The 16,046-nt window shown below is 63.4% G+C and carries 14 protein-coding genes; 7 read left to right on the top strand and 7 right to left on the bottom strand.

Annotated features, from left to right (window positions below):
- From G3N59_RS05180 to G3N59_RS05165, 4 genes are all read left to right on the top strand, one after another.
- A partial coding sequence (locus G3N59_RS05180; protein ID WP_205981471.1) for a YadA-like family protein occupies nt 1-4,120 on the top strand: 4,120 nt, incomplete at its 5' end.
- A gap of 53 nt (nt 4,121-4,173) precedes the next feature.
- Complete coding sequence (locus G3N59_RS05175; RefSeq protein ID WP_241023183.1) at nt 4,174-5,121, top strand: OmpA family protein; 948 nt, start codon at nt 4,174-4,176, stop codon at nt 5,119-5,121.
- 313 nt (nt 5,122-5,434) lie between these two features.
- Nucleotides 5,435-6,214 carry a glycosyltransferase family 2 protein gene (locus tag G3N59_RS05170; RefSeq protein ID WP_205981470.1) on the top strand — a complete coding sequence of 260 codons (780 nt, stop codon included), beginning with the start codon at nt 5,435-5,437 and terminating at the stop codon, nt 6,212-6,214.
- A 138-nt stretch (nt 6,215-6,352) separates the two neighbouring features.
- Nucleotides 6,353-6,793, top strand: coding sequence for a nuclear transport factor 2 family protein (locus G3N59_RS05165; protein ID WP_205981469.1), 441 nt, complete (start codon nt 6,353-6,355; stop codon nt 6,791-6,793).
- Between the two features lie 15 nt (nt 6,794-6,808).
- On the opposite strand, the gene G3N59_RS05160 is transcribed toward G3N59_RS05165, so the two are convergent.
- The 4 genes from G3N59_RS05160 to thiL are packed head-to-tail and all read right to left on the bottom strand — an operon-like array spanning nt 6,809 to nt 9,481.
- Nucleotides 6,809-7,348: a cupin domain-containing protein gene (locus G3N59_RS05160; protein WP_205981468.1), complete on the bottom strand. Its 540-nt coding sequence runs from the start codon at nt 7,346-7,348 to the stop codon at nt 6,809-6,811.
- 39 nt (nt 7,349-7,387) lie between these two features.
- Nucleotides 7,388-7,888 carry a CinA family protein gene (locus G3N59_RS05155; protein ID WP_205981467.1) on the bottom strand — a complete coding sequence of 167 codons (501 nt, stop codon included), beginning with the start codon at nt 7,886-7,888 and terminating at the stop codon, nt 7,388-7,390.
- 44 nt (nt 7,889-7,932) lie between these two features.
- A complete protein-coding gene (locus tag G3N59_RS05150; protein ID WP_205981466.1) occupies nt 7,933-8,502 on the bottom strand; it encodes a phosphatidylglycerophosphatase A in 570 nt (189 codons plus the stop codon).
- Nucleotides 8,492-9,481 carry a thiamine-phosphate kinase gene (gene thiL / locus G3N59_RS05145; RefSeq protein ID WP_205981465.1) on the bottom strand — a complete coding sequence of 330 codons (990 nt, stop codon included), beginning with the start codon at nt 9,479-9,481 and terminating at the stop codon, nt 8,492-8,494. The genes G3N59_RS05150 and thiL overlap by 11 nt, the downstream gene beginning before the upstream one ends.
- A gap of 181 nt (nt 9,482-9,662) precedes the next feature.
- Here thiL and G3N59_RS05140 point away from each other — a divergent pair, with 181 nt between their 5' ends.
- From G3N59_RS05140 to G3N59_RS05130, 3 genes are all read left to right on the top strand, one after another.
- Entirely contained in the window at nt 9,663-11,957 is a 2,295-nt protein-coding gene (locus G3N59_RS05140; protein WP_205981464.1) for an NADP-dependent malic enzyme, read from the top strand.
- A gap of 401 nt (nt 11,958-12,358) precedes the next feature.
- A complete protein-coding gene (locus G3N59_RS05135) occupies nt 12,359-12,721 on the top strand; it encodes a ribonuclease (RefSeq protein WP_346777852.1) in 363 nt (120 codons plus the stop codon).
- Between the two features lie 16 nt (nt 12,722-12,737).
- A complete protein-coding gene (locus tag G3N59_RS05130; RefSeq protein WP_205981462.1) occupies nt 12,738-13,295 on the top strand; it encodes a barstar family protein in 558 nt (185 codons plus the stop codon).
- Between the two features lie 178 nt (nt 13,296-13,473).
- On the opposite strand, the gene G3N59_RS05125 is transcribed toward G3N59_RS05130, so the two are convergent.
- From G3N59_RS05125 to speE, 3 genes are all read right to left on the bottom strand, one after another.
- Nucleotides 13,474-14,214, bottom strand: coding sequence for a 16S rRNA (uracil(1498)-N(3))-methyltransferase (locus G3N59_RS05125; RefSeq protein WP_205981461.1), 741 nt, complete (start codon nt 14,212-14,214; stop codon nt 13,474-13,476).
- A gap of 19 nt (nt 14,215-14,233) precedes the next feature.
- Complete coding sequence (locus G3N59_RS05120) at nt 14,234-14,647, bottom strand: VOC family protein (protein WP_205981460.1); 414 nt, start codon at nt 14,645-14,647, stop codon at nt 14,234-14,236.
- A 107-nt stretch (nt 14,648-14,754) separates the two neighbouring features.
- Nucleotides 14,755-15,633: a polyamine aminopropyltransferase gene (gene speE, locus G3N59_RS05115; protein WP_205981459.1), complete on the bottom strand. Its 879-nt coding sequence runs from the start codon at nt 15,631-15,633 to the stop codon at nt 14,755-14,757.
- Between the last annotated feature and the right edge of the window lie 413 nt (nt 15,634-16,046).

The raw sequence follows: 16,046 nt of genomic DNA, 5'->3' as shown, positions 1-16,046 counted from the left end.
CGGTTCGCAGCTCAACGCGACCAACACGAACGTGTCGAACATCGCAGGTTCGGTAACGACCCTGGCAGGTGACGTCACGAACATCGCTGGCAACATCACGTCGATCAACGGTCAGATCACCAACATCAGCGGCAAGATCGCCGATGCGGTTCTGTACGACACGTCGGCACATAACTCGGTGACGCTGGGTGGTGTGGGTGCTTCGGTTGCTGTTGCGCTGCATAACGTGGCAAATGGCGTGCTGAGCGCCACGAGCCTCGACGCGGTGAACGGTTCGCAGCTGAACGCGACCAACGCGAACGTCTCGACGCTGTCGGGCACGGTGACGAACATCGCGGGCAACATCACGTCGATCAACGGTCAGATCACCAACATCAACGGCAAGATCGCTGATGCAGTTCTGTACGACACGTCGGCGCATAACTCGGTGACGCTGGGCGGTGTGGGTTCGTCGATTCCGGTCGCACTGCATAACGTGGCAAACGGCGTGCTGAGCGCCACGAGCCTCGACGCAGTGAACGGTTCGCAGCTCAACGCGACCAACGTGAACGTCTCGAACATCGCAGGTTCGGTAACGACCCTGGCAGGTGATGTTTCGAACATCGCTGGCAACATCACCAACATCAACGGCAAGATCGTTGACGCGGTTCTGTACGACACGTCGGCACATAACTCGGTGACGCTGGGTGGTGTGGGTTCGTCGATGCCGGTCGCACTGCATAACGTGGCAAACGGCGTGCTGAGCGCCACGAGCCTCGACGCAGTGAACGGTTCGCAGCTCAACGCGACCAACACGAACGTGTCGAACATCGCAGGTTCGGTAACGACCCTGGCAGGTGACGTCACGAACATCGCTGGCAACATCACGTCGATCAACGGTCAGATCACCAACATCGCCGGCAAGATCGCCGATGCGGTTGTGTACGACACGTCGGCACATAACTCGGTGACGCTGGGTGGTGTGGGTTCGTCGATGCCGGTCGCACTGCATAACGTGGCAAACGGCGCGCTGAGCGCAACTAGCCTCGACGCGGTGAACGGTTCGCAGCTCAACGCGACCAACGTGAACGTCTCGAACGTCGCAGGTTCGGTAACGACCCTGGCAGGTGATGTTTCGAACATCGCGGGCAACATCACGACGATCAACGGTCAGATCACCAACATCAGCGGCAAGATCGCCGATGCAGTTCTGTACGACACGTCGGCACATAACTCGGTGACGCTGGGTGGTGTGGGTTCGTCGATGCCGGTTGCCCTGCATAACGTGGCAAACGGCGTGCTGAGCGCCACGAGCCTCGACGCAGTGAATGGTTCGCAACTCAACGCGACCAATGCGAACGTCTCGACGCTCTCGGGCACGGTGACGAACATCGCTGGCGACATCACGTCGATCAACGGTCAGATCACCAACATCGCCGGCAAGGTCGCCGATGCGGTTGTGTACGACACGTCGGCACACAACTCGGTGACGCTGGGTGGTGTGGGTTCGTCGATGCCGGTCGCACTGCATAACGTGGCAAACGGCGTGCTGAGCGCAACGAGCCTCGATGCAGTGAACGGTTCGCAGCTCAACGCGACCAACGTGAACGTGTCGAACATCGCAGGTTCGGTAACGACCCTGGCAGGTGATGTTTCGAACATCGCTGGCAACATCACGAACATCAATGGCCAACTGGCCGATGCCGTGGCGTATGACACGTCGGCGCATGATTCGGTGACGCTGGGCGGTAAGGGTGCAACGGCTCCGGTCGCACTGCACAACGTGGCAAACGGTCTGGTCAACGCATCGAGCTTCGACGCGGTGAACGGTTCGCAGTTGTACAACACGGCAGGCTCGATGGCCGATGCGCTGGGCGGCGGTTCGACGGTGAACAGCAACGGTTCGATTTCGGCTCCGACGTATGTTGTGGGTGGCAAGACCTTCAACAACGTGGGCAGCGCGATCACGAACATCGATGGCTCGATCACCAACATCACCAACCAGATCAACAACGGTGAGATCGGCCTGGTGCAGCAAGACCAGACGACGCGCAACATCACCGTCGCGAAGGACACGGATGGCACGATCGTGGACTTCACGGGCACGGCAGGCACGCGTGTTCTGACGGGTGTGTCGAACGGTGCGGTCAACGCATCGAGCGTGGATGCAGTGAACGGTTCGCAGCTGTACAACACGGCAAGCTCGATCGCTAACGTGATCGGCGGCGGCTCGACGGTGAATGGCGACGGTTCGATCTCGAACCCGACCTACGTCATCAACGGCGGCAATACGACGGTCACCAGCATTGCCGGTGCGATCACCAACATCGATGGCCGTGTGACGCAGAACACGAGCGACATCACGAACCTGCAAGGCGATATCACCAATATCACCGGTCAGCTCGCGGATGCCGTGGTGTATGACACGTCGGCGCATGATTCGGTGACGCTGGGCGGTAAGGGTGCAACGGCTCCGGTCGCGCTGCATAACGTGGCAAACGGTCTGGTCAACGCATCGAGCTTCGACGCGGTGAACGGTTCGCAGCTGTACAACACGGCAAGCTCGATCGCTAACGTGATCGGCGGCGGCTCGACGGTGAGCGGCGACGGTTCGATCTCGAACCCGACCTACGTCATCAACGGCGGCAGCTCGACGGTCACCAGCATTGCCGGTGCGATCACCAACATCGATGGCCGCGTGACGCAGAACACGAACGACATCACGAACCTGCAAGGCGATATCACCAATATCACCGGTCAGCTCGCGGATTCGGTTGTGTACGACACGTCGGCGCATGATTCGGTGACGCTGGGTGGCACGGGTGCAACGGCTCCGGTCGCACTGCACAACGTGGCAAACGGTCTGGTCAACGCATCGAGCTTCGACGCGGTGAACGGTTCGCAGCTGTACGGCACGGCAAGCTCGATGGCCGATGCGCTGGGCGGTGGATCGACGGTGAACAGCAACGGTTCGATTTCGGCTCCGACGTATGTTGTGGGTGGCAAGACCTTCAACAACGTGGGTAGCGCGATCACGAACATCGATGGCTCGATCACCAACATCACCAACCAGATCAACAACGGTGAGATCGGCCTGGTGCAGCAAGCCACGCCGACGAGCACGGTGACGGTCGCAGCAGCTACGGGTGGTGCAACGGTGGACTTCACGGGCACGGCAGGCACGCGTGTTCTGACGGGTCTGTCGAACGGTGCACTCTCGGCCACGAGCACCGACGCAGTGAACGGCTCGCAGCTGTACAACCTGAGCCAGGATATCGCCACGCAGGTTGCTGGCCAGATCAACGCGGTGACGTATGACTCGTCGGCGCATGATTCGGTCACGCTGGGCGGTACGGGTTCGACCGGTGCGGTCGCGATCCACAACGTGGCAGCCGGTACGGCGGACTCGGATGCGGTGAACGTTGGCCAGATGAACGCGGCAATCGCGAACATCACCAACATCGCCGGCGGTAGCGATCCGATGTTCACCGCCAACGGCGATCGCAGCACCGAAGCGGCAAACGCATCGGGTACGCATGCGACCGCAGGCGGCGCGAACTCGGTGGCAAGCGGCGACAATTCGTCGGCGTTTGGCGCGGGTTCGAACGCAAGCGGCAGCAAGTCGACGGCGATCGGTTCGGGTGCTTCGGCAACCGCGGAAGGCGCAGTTGCGCTGGGCGCAGGTTCGGTGGCGGATCGTGACAACACGGTGTCGGTGGGCTCGGCGGGTAACGAACGCCAGGTCACCAACGTCAAGGCTGGCACGCAAGGCACCGACGCGGTCAACCTTGACCAGTTGAACGACGCGATCGCAATGCAGCAGTCCAACACTGCGACCCAGGTGCAGCAAGGCGTGCAGCAAGCCAACGCGTACACCAACCAGCAGATCAGCGTGGTTCGTCGTCAGATGAACTCGCTGGGTGCTGCGGCGATGGCAGCAACGTCGCTGATCCCGAACGCACGGGCGGAAGGCAACTTCCAGATGACCGTCGCGGCGGGTACGTACGGTGGCGAAAGCGCCCTGGCGCTGGGTGCGAACTGGTACGTGAGCGATCGCGTGCTGCTGAACGCCCACGTTGCCCGCGCAACGGGTAACGGTGCCGGTACCGGTGCATCGGTTGGCGCGACGATCGGCTTCTGATCGTCCGTGAACCAGGCCCGCCACGGGAAACCGTGGCGGGCACGGAGAATCCCATGAAAAAAACCTTGATATGCGGTGCATTGTTCGCCGCGCTGGCCAGCGCTCACGCGTTCGCCAGCGTGGGCGGCGATGCGCAGGCGCTGATGCCTGTCGCACAAAAAATTGCCAATCCGTATCAGCGCGGACTGGCCGAAGGCTGGCTCGAGATCGCCGATCGTCAGGACAGCCACGTACTCGTGTCGAAGGTGTACAACGACGCGGCGGCACGTGCGCTGAACAACGGTCGTCATTTCATCGACGGTAGCGTGCCCTTCCAGCCGATCTACGGCCAGAAGAACTGGCCGCCGGCCGAAACGCGTGACAAGTGGGTGAAGGCGCTGCAGGAAATCGAGCGCACCAACCAGCGCGCTTCGCAGTCGCCGTGCCGTGGTGAAGATGCGGGACGTCTGTCCGCACTCACCGACGAAGCCTGGAAGGAGCAGGACGAAACGCACGGCACGCATTGGGTGCACGGCTGGGAGTCGATCGAACGCGCACAGAAGCTCGCGCAGACGGTCAGCAAGCAGCTCGATCAGTGCGTGCCGCCGCCGCCCGTTCCGGTGCCGGCGCCTGTGGTGAAGGTCTCGCCGCTCGCGAAGCCGGTTTCGCTATCCGCCGATGCGCTGTTTGATTTCGACAGCGCCGTGCTCAAGCCGGAAGGCCAGCGCATGGTGGGCGCACTGGCCCAGCAGATCCGCGATTCCGGTGTGAAGCTGAAGGTGCTGCGCATCGACGGCTACACGGACCGCTTCGGCTCGGTCGCGCACAACAGCAAGCTGTCGCTGCAACGTGCGCAAGCGGTCGAGAAGGCGTTCCAGGAAGAGGGCATTGCGCCGGAACGTTTCGAAACCTACGGCCGCGGTGCGGTCGAGGCGGTGAAGGTCTGTCCGGGTGCGAAGGCCACGCCTGCCGTGGTGGCGTGTCTCGCGCCTAACCGGCGCGTCAAGATCTCTGCGCAATAAGTAGGGAAATAAGCATAGAAGCAGTAGAGAAAAACGGGCCAGCCTGTAGGGAGCGCGGGCCCGGATGCGATCTCCTGGCGTTGTTCAATGCCAACGGAGATCGCATGAAGTAGTAGGGCGTTTGATGGCGTGTCTTCGGACACGCCTTTTTTTTTAACGATGTTTGCGTCGATAGCGGTCACGCTCATCGACACATTCGAACTATGACGAATGAAGCGGACGTTTCTTCTCCTCATAATTGGCCGGGTGCTAGTCATCGTCCAATGAAGGGTCCGCCATGCGTTCACTGACATCAGCCGTTTCATCGGCCGCCGTGCTGCCGATGTCCGTCGTCATCCCGTGTTTCAATGCCGAGCACACACTCGCGCGCGCCCTCGACAGTTGCGTCAGGCAGCCCGAGGCCGCGCAGATCATCGTGGTGGATGACGGCTCGTGCGATGGTTCAGCCGAACTCGTGCGCCGTTATGCACACCAGTCCCCGCAGATCGAACTGTTGCCCATGCCGCTGAATGGCGGCGCCGCTCGCGCGCGGAATTGGGGTGCCATGCACGCGGCGCATCCCGTGCTGGCTTTCCTCGATGCCGACGATGAATATCTGCCTGGGGCGCTCGGCGCGGCGGCCGCCTATCTTGTCGAGCATCCGCGCCAGAAATCGATCCGGCTCGACATGGACTTCGATGGTTTTCCCGCCGAGATCGTTTCTCATCCGCAATTCCCGGAGCTGGCCGCGGCGCTGAGCAACACGGTGCCGAGCTGCCTTGTGATTCGCCGCGCCGTGTTCGCGGCGCTCGGCGGCTTTCCGCTCGATGACCTGTTCCGGCGCGTCGGCGGCGAGGACGGTGCGCTGGCGCTTGCCCTGTTGCGCCTGTTTGGCAATCCGCGACTAAGCGATTGCAAGCGCGTGCGCATGCACTATCACCGGTCGATTCACGCCGAACGATTTTTTCGCATATCGATGGGCATGCAGGCGGTGACCGACGAGGCCATTGCGGCGCCCCGCGATGCGTCGCTGCGCTTCCTCGAACGCGCCCGCGCGGCGATGCGCGAACTGCGCGAGTCCGGCTGGGACATGGAGGCGAGCGGCAGCCATTGAAAGCGCCGATCGAACTTCTTCGAAATTCAGGATGCCGATGTAATTTGCGATACGTGGGCCAGTATGATTCGTGACTCTTGCAGTGCGGGCCGCAGCAGGTTTGCCCGCAACGATACTTTGAATGTTTAAGGTAGAAAAATGAAACACCGGTTTTCAAAACTCATCGCCGCTTGCCTGTTCTGCGGCGCGGCGCTGGTATCGACCGCTCACGCGGATGTGGCGTCGGATCGGGCTCAGGTTGAACGCATCGAGCAAACCTGGCTGGCTTCGGGCATGTCGAACGACCCGCGTATAGTCGATGCAATCCTGCATCCCGATTTCCTGCTGGTGACGGACACGGGCAGCATCCAGGAAAAGAGCGACGTGGTCATGGGCCACAAGCCTGGGCAGAGCATGCAGCAACGATTCACGTCGATGGCGATCCGCATTTATGGCGATACGGCGATCGTCAATGGCGTGTGCGAGTATCAGCTCTCGCCCAAAGCGCCGCTTCAGCACTCGACCTTCACCGATGTATTCGTCCGTGGCGGCCCGATGGGCTGGCAAGCCGTTTCGTCGCAAGGCACGCCGCAGCGCTAGGCGGGTGCGCAGGCCTTAGTCTTTTTTCGCGGCAACCGTCGCGCGTTTGCCGAGCAGTTCGATCAGCGCGCGATGCAGCGGAAATTGCTCGATGAGCGCGTCCACGTCGGCGATCTCGAACTCGCTGAACTCGAAGCCGGGCGCGACGGTGCAGCCCACCAGCGCGTAAGTCGACGGATCGCAGCAGCGCGCCGCGAACCAGTGTCCCGCCGGCACGACCGCCTGAAACACCGTCCCCGGATGATCGAGCGCGTGGCCGAGCTTGCGCGTGGAGAGCACGCCGCGTTCGTCGATCGAATGAATCTCGATGGGCGAGCCCGCGTAGAAGTGCCAGAGTTCGTCGGAGCGGATGCGGTGCCACGCCGAATACGCGCCTTGCGCGAGCAGGAAGTAGATGGCCGTCGAGGCCGCGCGCGTGCCTTCGCCGGGCGTCGCGCCTTCGCGTTGCACGAAGGTGTCGGCGCGATAAGTTTCGCTGTAGTAGCCGCCTTCGGGGTGCGGTTCGAGCCCGAAGCGGCGGATCAGTTCTTCGACCTCGTTGTGTGCCACGGCCATAGCGCGCGTCTCCTCAATGAGCCCGGCCTGGCCGGGCGCTCAACGTTCCTGTTCGTCGATCAGCGCAAGCAGCCCGCGCAGTGCGTGCGCGGCAGCCTGCACGCGGATCTGTTCGCGGTCGCCCTTGAAGACCAGCGTTTCGACGCTCGTATGCAGCCGGTTGCTCCAGCCGAACGACACCATGCCGACCGGTTTTTCCGGCGTGCCGCCACCCGGACCGGCGATGCCGGTGATGGCGAGCGAAACTTGTGCCCGGCTGTTGCGCAGCGCGCCTTCGGCCATCGCGCGCGCGACCGGCTCGCTCACTGCGCCGTGTTTCTCGATCAGTTCGGCCGGCACGCCGATCATCTCGGTCTTGGCCTGATTCGAATAGGTGACGAAACCGCGCTCGAACCAGCCGCTGCTGCCCGAGATATCGGTGACGGCGGTGGCGACCATGCCGCCCGTGCAGGATTCGGCGGTCGCGAGCATGAGACGCCCGTCGCGCAGCTTGTTGCCGACGCGGATAGCGAGTTGATGAACGACGGAATCGGTAGGCATTGCGGGCAATCCGGTGGGTAGCGCGGTGAAGTGCGCAGATGGCGTTAAACCGACATGCGCCAGAGCGCGATGACGAGCAGCGTAAAGAAAGCGGCGACCATATCGTCGAGCATGATGCCGAGGCCGCTCTTGAAGCGCCGGTCGAAGTAGCGGATCGGCGGCGGCTTCACCATGTCGAAGAAGCGGAAGACGATGAAGGCCCACAATCTGCCTTCGATGCCCACGGGCGTGATCATCAGCAGCACGAGCCAGAACGCGACGATCTCGTCCCAGACGATGGCGGACGGGTCGCTCACGCCCATCTTCTTCGCCGTGAACCCCGTGATGCCGATGCCCGCAAAAAAACCCACGATGATCAGCAGACCCCAGTCGGTCACCGTGATGTAGCGGTTGAGCACTTCGAACGCGGCCCACGCGAACAGCGTGCCGGCCGTGCCGGGCGCAAGCCGCGAGAGCCCCGCGCCGAAGCCCAGCGAAATGATGTGAAACGGATGCGAAAGCATGAAGGACGCATCGGCGCGACGCGGGCCGCCCTGGCGCGGGCCGTTGCTCTGGGCCGGTGCGCCGGTCGTCGCGAGTTCGTTGGCGGGCGAGGGCGTGGGGTCAGTCTGCATGGAAGTGGTCGAAACCCTGCAACGTCAGGTTGAGTGCCGTGCCCGCTGCATCGCGCCAGGCGATCGTGGGTGCGGCGCGAGGCGAAGTCGGGGCACTCATTGTACCGATGCGTGTGACACGAATACCGGCCTGTTGCGCGGCCGCCTCGACGGCTGCGCGCTGCGCGGGCGCCGCCGTGAAACAGAGTTCGTAATCGTCGCCGCCCGCGAGCGCGCACTGCAACTGGGTGTCGCGCGGCAGACGCGCGAGCGCGGGCGAGACCGGCAGGCTGTCCACGTCGATGGTCGCGGCAAGCTTCGAGCGCTCCAGAATGTGGCGCAGATCGCCGGCCACGCCGTCCGAAATGTCGAGCGCCGCGCTCGCCACGCCACGCAGCGCAAGGCCCAGCTCGACGCGCGGCTGCGGGTATTCGAGCGCGCGGCGGAACACGGCGGCATCGGCGTCGCTGACCTGCCATTCGTTGCGCAACACGCCCAGACCCGCGCGTGCGTCGCCGGGCGTGCCGGAGACCCAGATGTCGTCGCCCGGCTGGGCGGTATCGCGCCGAAGCGCGACGTCCTGCCGGACCGAACCGAACACGGTGACGCACAGATTGAGCGGCCCGGCCGTGGTGTCGCCGCCGATCAGCTCGCAGTCGAAGCGGTCGGCCAGTTCGAACAGGCCTGCGCTGAAGGCGGCCAGCCAGTCTTCCTGCGGCCTGGGCAGCGCGAACGCCAGCGTGAAGCCAATCGGCCGCGCGCCCATCGCGGCCAGATCCGACAGGTTCACGGCCAGCGTCTTATGACCCAGCGCGTGCGGATCGACATCGGGGAAAAAGTGACGGCCTTCGACCAGCATGTCGGTCGAGACGGCCAGCATCTCGCCGGCGGCGGGCGCGATCAGCGCGCAGTCGTCGCCGATGCCGAGCGCCGCGCGCCGCGTGTTGGTGCGCGCGCGTTGCGCGAAGTAACGATCGATCAGGGAAAACTCGGAAAGCATGACGAAAGGTGACGATGGCAATGCGGTGGCGATGAATTCGTGTGCGGTGTTCCCCGCAATCCGGTCGCGGCTGTTGCACCCGAACTGAAAGGAATGCCTGTGAGTATTGGCGCTACAATCGGTTCGGTCCGCGTTCGAGTTGTCATTCTAATCCGCACTCACCTCCCATCTCCCGCCTCCCATGTCGAATTCCGCTACGAACAAGCTGCGCGAAGCCGCCCTCGATTACCACGAGTTCCCGACGCCCGGGAAGATCGCCATCGCGCCGACCAAGCAGATGATCAACCAGCGCGATCTGTCGCTGGCCTACTCGCCGGGCGTGGCGTTCGCGTGCGAGGCCATCGTCGAGAACCCGCTCAACGCCGCGCGCTTCACGGCGCGTAGCAACCTGGTGGGCGTCGTGACGAACGGCACGGCCGTGCTGGGTCTGGGCAATATCGGGCCGCTGGCCTCGAAGCCGGTGATGGAAGGCAAGGCGGTGCTGTTCAAGAAGTTCGCCGGCATCGACGTGTTCGATATCGAGCTGAACGAGTCGGACCCGCACAAGCTGGTCGACGTGATCGCCGCGCTCGAACCCACCTTCGGCGGTATCAATCTGGAAGACATCAAGGCGCCCGAGTGCTTTATCGTCGAACGCGAAGCGCGCAAGCGCATGAAGATTCCGGTCTTCCACGACGATCAGCACGGTACGGCCATCGTGGTGGCCGCGGCCTTCACCAACGGTTTGAAGGTGGTCGGCAAGGACATCAAGGAAGTGAAGCTGGTCGCATCGGGCGCGGGCGCGGCGGCGCTGGCCTGTCTGGATCTGCTGGTGGATCTGGGCCTGCCGCTCGAAAACATCTACGTGACCGACCTCGCGGGCGTGGTCTATAAGGGCCGCACCGAGCTGATGGACCCGGACAAGGAGCGTTTCGCCCGCGAAACCGAGGCGCGCACGCTCGCCGAAGTGATCGAAGGCGCCGATATTTTCCTCGGCCTCTCTGCCGGCGGCGTGCTCAAGCAGGACATGGTCAAGGTGATGGCGCCGAAGCCGCTGATTCTGGCGCTCGCGAATCCGACGCCGGAAATCCTGCCGGAACTCGCGCTGGAAGTGCGCCCGGACGCCGTGCTCGCCACCGGCCGCACGGACTATCCGAATCAGGTCAACAACGTTCTGTGCTTCCCGTTCATCTTCCGCGGCGCGCTCGACGCGGGTGCGACCACCATCACGCGCGAAATGGAAATCGCCGCGGTGAACGCGATTGCGGAACTGGCGCGCCAGGAGCAAAGCGATGTCGTGGCCACGGCCTACGGCATTCAGGATCTGCAGTTCGGGCCCGAGTATCTGATTCCGAAGCCCTTCGACCCGCGCCTGATCGTCAAGATCGCGCCGGCAGTGGCCAAGGCGGCAATGGACTCGGGCGTCGCGACCCGTCCGATCGAGGACATGGACGCCTACGAGCAGCATCTGCAGCAGTTCGTCTACCACAGCGGCACCACCATGAAGCCGATCTTCCAGCTCGCGCGCGCCGTGGAGCCGGAGAAGAAGCGCATCGTGTTCGCGGAGGGCGAAGAAGAGCGCATCCTGCGCGCGGTGCAGATCGTGGTCGACGAAAAGCTCGCCAAGCCTATTCTTATCGGCCGTCCGGCGGTGATCGAGCAGCGCATCGCGCGCTACGGCCTGCGTCTGGTCGCGGGCCAGGACTACTCGGTCGTCAACACCGACCATGACGAGCGCTATCGCGACTTCTGGCAGACCTACGCCAAGCTGATGGCGCGCAAGGGCATCACGCCGCAGATGGCCAAGCTCGAAATGCGCCGCCGCACCACGCTGATCGGCGCGATGCTGGTGGAAAAGGGCCTCGCTGACGGCATGATCTGCGGCACGGTCAGCACGACGCATCGCCATCTGCACTTTATCGATCAGGTGATCGGCAAGAAGGAAGGCTGCAATGTGTACGGCGCGATGAACGCGCTGGTGCTGCCGAATCGCCAGATTTTCGTGGTCGATACCCACGTGAACGTCGATCCGACGCCCGAGCAGCTCGCCGAAATCACCATCATGGCGGCCGAAGAAGTGCGCCGCTTCGGCATCGAGCCGAAGGTTGCGCTGTGCTCGCACTCGAACTTCGGTTCGAGCAACGCGCCTTCGGCGCAGAAGATGCGCGATCTGCTGGTGATCCTGCAGGAGCGCGCGCCGGACCTGCATGTGGACGGCGAAATGCACGGCGACGTCGCGCTCGACGCCAATCTGCGCCGCGAAATCCTGCCGGAATCGACGCTCGAAGGCGAAGCGAACCTGCTGGTGATGCCGAATATCGATGCCGCCAACATCTCGTACAACCTGCTGAAGACGGCGGCGGGCAATAACATCGCCATCGGGCCGATCCTGCTGGGCGCGGCTAAGCCGGTGCACGTGCTGACCGCTTCGGCAACGGTGCGCCGCATCGTCAACATGACGGCGCTGCTGGTCGCCGATGTGAACGCCACGCGTTAAGTACCTCGTTTCACCCAGACCGGCGGCCATCGCGCTGCCGCCGGTTTTCTCCCGCTTCTCTCCTGCTTCTCTCCTGCTTTTGTTCTGCTTTTGTGCTTTTCGTCGGTTGTAAAAATTACCCGATCGCGACTTGCGCATGCTCAAGCACACTGCGCCGCCGCCGGGCCGTGATTGCTTCCGGGGGCTATTAGCGATACCCTTACACCTTTCATGGTCGTCGAACGCGTGATCCGGGAACCGGGAATCCGTAGATGGTACAGATAGGACTGCCTGACGAAACGACTGGGGAGACAGCCGCGCAGACAGGGCACCCAACCTGCGGCGCGAGACGCGCAAGTCCTTGTTCCAGCAATCTTTTTGGCCATCGGGCGAAACGCCTGAAGCGTGTCGCGTCGGGTTTTATTCTTGCGGCGGCGTTAGCGGTTTCGCCGTTTTCCATGGCGCGCACGCAGGCGCCGGACGACGGCGGCGCATCGCTGGGTACGGTGAGCCGGGCGGAAATGCCGCGCGAAGCGGTCGATACGCTGGGCCTGATCAGTGTGGGCGGTCCTTACCCGTTCGAGAAAGATGGCGTGGTGTTCGGCAACTATGAACGTCAGTTGCCCAGACATCGGCGCGGCTACTATCACGAATACACGGTGCCGACGCCCGCGGCGCGCAATCGGGGCGCACGGCGCATTGTCTGCGGCGGTTCGCTCAGGCGTACCGACAATTGCTATTACACCGACGACCACTACGCCAGTTTCAGGCGAATTGTTGAATGACACCGGGAAGAGCGGCATGAGCGATAACACTTACGCGCACGACCCTCGGGTCGCGAGCGATCTGTTCGCGTCCGGCGAGGGCAACCTGTTCCAGCGCGTCATGCAGATGAAGCATGACGACCAGCAGCGCGACGCTGCGCATGGGGACGACGCGCATTCATCGAACGAGGAGGCCATGAGCCTTTTTTCGACCGTCAGGCCGAATATCGTCCAGTCGATCCGCGCGTTCCGCGTGCAGGATCTGGCCGACGAAGCGCAGCGTCTGCAGGAGCATTTCCTCTACGCGTTCTGCGCCAATGCGCAGACCAAGCAGGAAGTGCTGGAAACGATCGCCACATCATTTCTGTTTCCGAAGCATTTCGGCAAGAACTACGACGGTTTGTACGACTGCCTGACCGATCTCGTGCAGAAGGCCGGCGAACAGCCCGGTTTCGTGATCGTGCTCGAAGGTCTGCCGATCGCGCAGAAGTTCGACAAGGATGGCCGCGAGACGCTGCTCGACGTGTTCCGCGAAGCAACGGAATACTGGGCCGAGCGCAAGGTGCCGTTCCGCGTCTTTTATTCGTTCGCCTGAACGGTTGCGGCAAGCGCCTGAATCGCGCCGTAGTCGGCAAAGGTCGGAAAAATCCGTATAGCGTCGCATTCGTGCGACAAAAATGCACAGGCCCGCCGGTCGCGACGACCGGCGGGCCTTGTCATTTTTACCTGCGAGGCTCGCTGCGCGGTGTGTGCGCAGCAGCCCGACCAGCGACTTACCAGCCGCCCCAGCGCGCGGCCAGCGCCGCGAGCACGGCGATGCCGGCGGTTTCGGTACGCAGCACGCGCGGCCCGAGACCCACGGCGATAAAGCCGTGATCGAGCGCGGCCGCTTCTTCCGGCGACGAAAAACCGCCTTCCGGGCCGACCAGCACGGTGATTTCGCCAAGCGGCGGGTTGTTCGGCAACGTAGCGAACGACACATTCGCGCGCGGCGAGAGCAGCACGCGCAATTCGCCGTCGCCCGGCGTCTTGGGCAGCGAGCCCAGCCAGGTGCCGATTTCGCGCGTAGCCGCGACTTCGGGCATACGGTTGCGTCCGCACTGTTCGCACGACGCCTGCACGATGCGCTGCCAGTGCGCCTGGCGACGGATCGCCCGATCGCCCGACAGCCGCACGACGCTGCGCGACGTGGTGAGCGGCACGAAATTGGTCGCGCCAAGCTCGACAGCCTTTTCGATCAGCCAGTCCATCTTGTCGCTGCCGGCGATGCCTTGCGCGAGCGTGAGACGGTACGGCGGTTCGGTTTCGATGTCGCGGAACGGGCCGACGCGCACCTGCGTATCGCGGCGTTCCATCGAAATGATTTCGGCGCTGAATTCACCGCCCACGCCGTTGAACAGCACGACCGTGTCGCCGGGCTGCAGGCGCAGCACCTGAACGTGTCGCGAGACTTCGTCGGGGAGGGTGATGACGTCGCCGGACTGTAGGGAGTTGCCGACGAAAAAGCGGGGCATAAGACAGGTTCTCATTGCTTCATGACAGATGGCGAGCAAGCGCCCAGCGGTAACCGTCGAGGTCTTCGACCTGAGCGAAACGGTCACCCCAGAACTGGTCCTGCGGCTCGCTCAACGATTTTGCGCCGGCGTCAAGCGCCCGCGCATATACCGAGTCGACATTGTCGACGTAAAGATAAAAGGACTGGGGGGCGATCGCGTCCGAGCTCTTCGGCGTGCGGGCCGTCGAACCGAATGCGCCCTCCGGCGCGAACATTACGATCAGCTGATCGTGATAGGTCATCTCCACATGCATCACCGCGCCGTCGTCCTCCACGCAATCACGCACCGCAAAGCCAAAGGCTGCCTCGAAGAAGGCGATCGCGGCGCGCGCATCGCGCACCGTGAGATACGGCGTCAGCCACGGCACGCCTGCGGGGCGGGGTGGGGTCATCAGGCTCTCCAGATTCGGTTACGGGCAGGATGGCTGTTAGCCAGCTCTGAAGCGGCGGGTACGCAAACAAATGTAACGAACCCGACGATTTTGCAATGTTGCGCTTCCTAAAGCTGTAGGAATTGACCTAATTTATCGCGGAACATTCGCGGCGCAGCGAGGAGTGTCGCATGCAGCCGCGCGTCGTAAAAGCGCAGACCCTCCAGCTGGCGCTCGCCCATGCGGACCGTCAACATGAGTTCGGATTGCGCGGCGGGGTCGAGCTGGTCGCTCGCTACCGCCATCAGCCAGGGCGAACCGTAAAGCGGCACCCATGCCGCCATCGGCCGGACGATCGCAAATGTCGTGCGCAGGCCGTCGAGCAGCGTGCCGATGCGCGCCGTGTGGTGTTCGGGCGAGCCAAGATGCAGCGAGATCAGCGCGTCCTCGCTCATGATGTCTTTGAGCGCGCGGTAGAACTGCGGCGTGTAAAGGCCGGCGGCGGGCGAATCGGGCGGCGTGAGATCGAACACGACCAGATCGAAGGGCGGCGCATCGTTGTCCTGCGCCGCCCGGGCAACGAAATCCGCGGCATCGCCGATCACCACTTCCACGCGCGGATCGTCGAACGCGCCGCCGCGCACTTCGGGCAGATAGTCGCCGGTCAGGCGCACCACGTCGGGGTCCAGTTCGGCGACCACGATGCGCTCGATGCCGGGATGGCGCAGCAACTGGCGCGCTGCGCCGCCATCGCCGCCGCCCAGCACGAGCGCCGCGCGCGGCGCGGGATGCGACAGCGCGGCCACATGCGTCATGCACTCGTGATAGACGAATTCGTCGCCGGCCGAGGTCATCGGGCGGCCGTCCAGCGTGAACAGACAGCCGAGCTGCGGCGTGTCCCAGACTTCGATGCGCTGCCACGCCGAATCGACAGCGGCCAGCAGGCGTGCGCCAGGAAAGCCGTAGAGGGCGTCGGCGCAAGGCTGAAAGAGAAGCGGGGCGGTCACGGTAGTTCGATGGGTTGAGGGAGCGGGAGCGGCCGGCGCGGCCGCGTCATGGTGTTCGCGTTCCCATGCCTTGATGCAAAATGGAGGCAGATCGGCGCGAAAAACGGGGCAATAGCGGCATTATACGGACGGCTTTCCGTGCGCCGCCGCCGACGGCCCGTCAGCAGCCCGCCACGCGCCTTTTCCTGCGCGGGACCTGCCTCCAAGCCAGGGAAAAGCCGCACATTCTGTTAGAATGTCGCCCTTTGCAGCCCTGTCCGTTTGCTCTGGCCGTTTCGCGTCTTCCTTGGCGCCGCATCGCGCGCCGGAGCACGTGTTTGCCGAGCTTCCGGAACCGTTCGCTGCTGTGCGCGCGCCGTCTTGATCTGCGTTTCTGGTCAGATCAATGCCGCCCGCCCACGCCGCTTTTTGCA

The organism is Paraburkholderia sp. Ac-20340 (genome assembly GCF_017104965.1).
Lineage (GTDB): Bacteria > Pseudomonadota > Gammaproteobacteria > Burkholderiales > Burkholderiaceae > Paraburkholderia.
The sequence above is the reverse complement of the archived record's forward strand: the minus strand, read 5'-3'. Positions and strand labels throughout refer to the sequence as shown.

Coding starts and splice junctions, on each gene's coding strand:
- G3N59_RS05125 (WP_205981461.1), bottom strand. CDS start 14,214: ATGCCCCGCTTTTTCGTCGGCAACTCCCTACAGTCCGGCGACGTCATC.
- G3N59_RS05130 (WP_205981462.1), top strand. CDS start 12,738: ATGAGCGATAACACTTACGCGCACGACCCTCGGGTCGCGAGCGATCTG.
- G3N59_RS05120 (WP_205981460.1), bottom strand. CDS start 14,647: ATGACCCCACCCCGCCCCGCAGGCGTGCCGTGGCTGACGCCGTATCTC.
- thiL (WP_205981465.1), bottom strand. CDS start 9,481: ATGCTTTCCGAGTTTTCCCTGATCGATCGTTACTTCGCGCAACGCGCG.
- G3N59_RS05160 (WP_205981468.1), bottom strand. CDS start 7,348: ATGGCCGTGGCACACAACGAGGTCGAAGAACTGATCCGCCGCTTCGGG.
- G3N59_RS05140 (WP_205981464.1), top strand. CDS start 9,663: ATGTCGAATTCCGCTACGAACAAGCTGCGCGAAGCCGCCCTCGATTAC.
- G3N59_RS05155 (WP_205981467.1), bottom strand. CDS start 7,888: ATGCCTACCGATTCCGTCGTTCATCAACTCGCTATCCGCGTCGGCAAC.
- G3N59_RS05165 (WP_205981469.1), top strand. CDS start 6,353: ATGAAACACCGGTTTTCAAAACTCATCGCCGCTTGCCTGTTCTGCGGC.
- G3N59_RS05175 (WP_241023183.1), top strand. CDS start 4,174: ATGAAAAAAACCTTGATATGCGGTGCATTGTTCGCCGCGCTGGCCAGC.
- G3N59_RS05150 (WP_205981466.1), bottom strand. CDS start 8,502: ATGCAGACTGACCCCACGCCCTCGCCCGCCAACGAACTCGCGACGACC.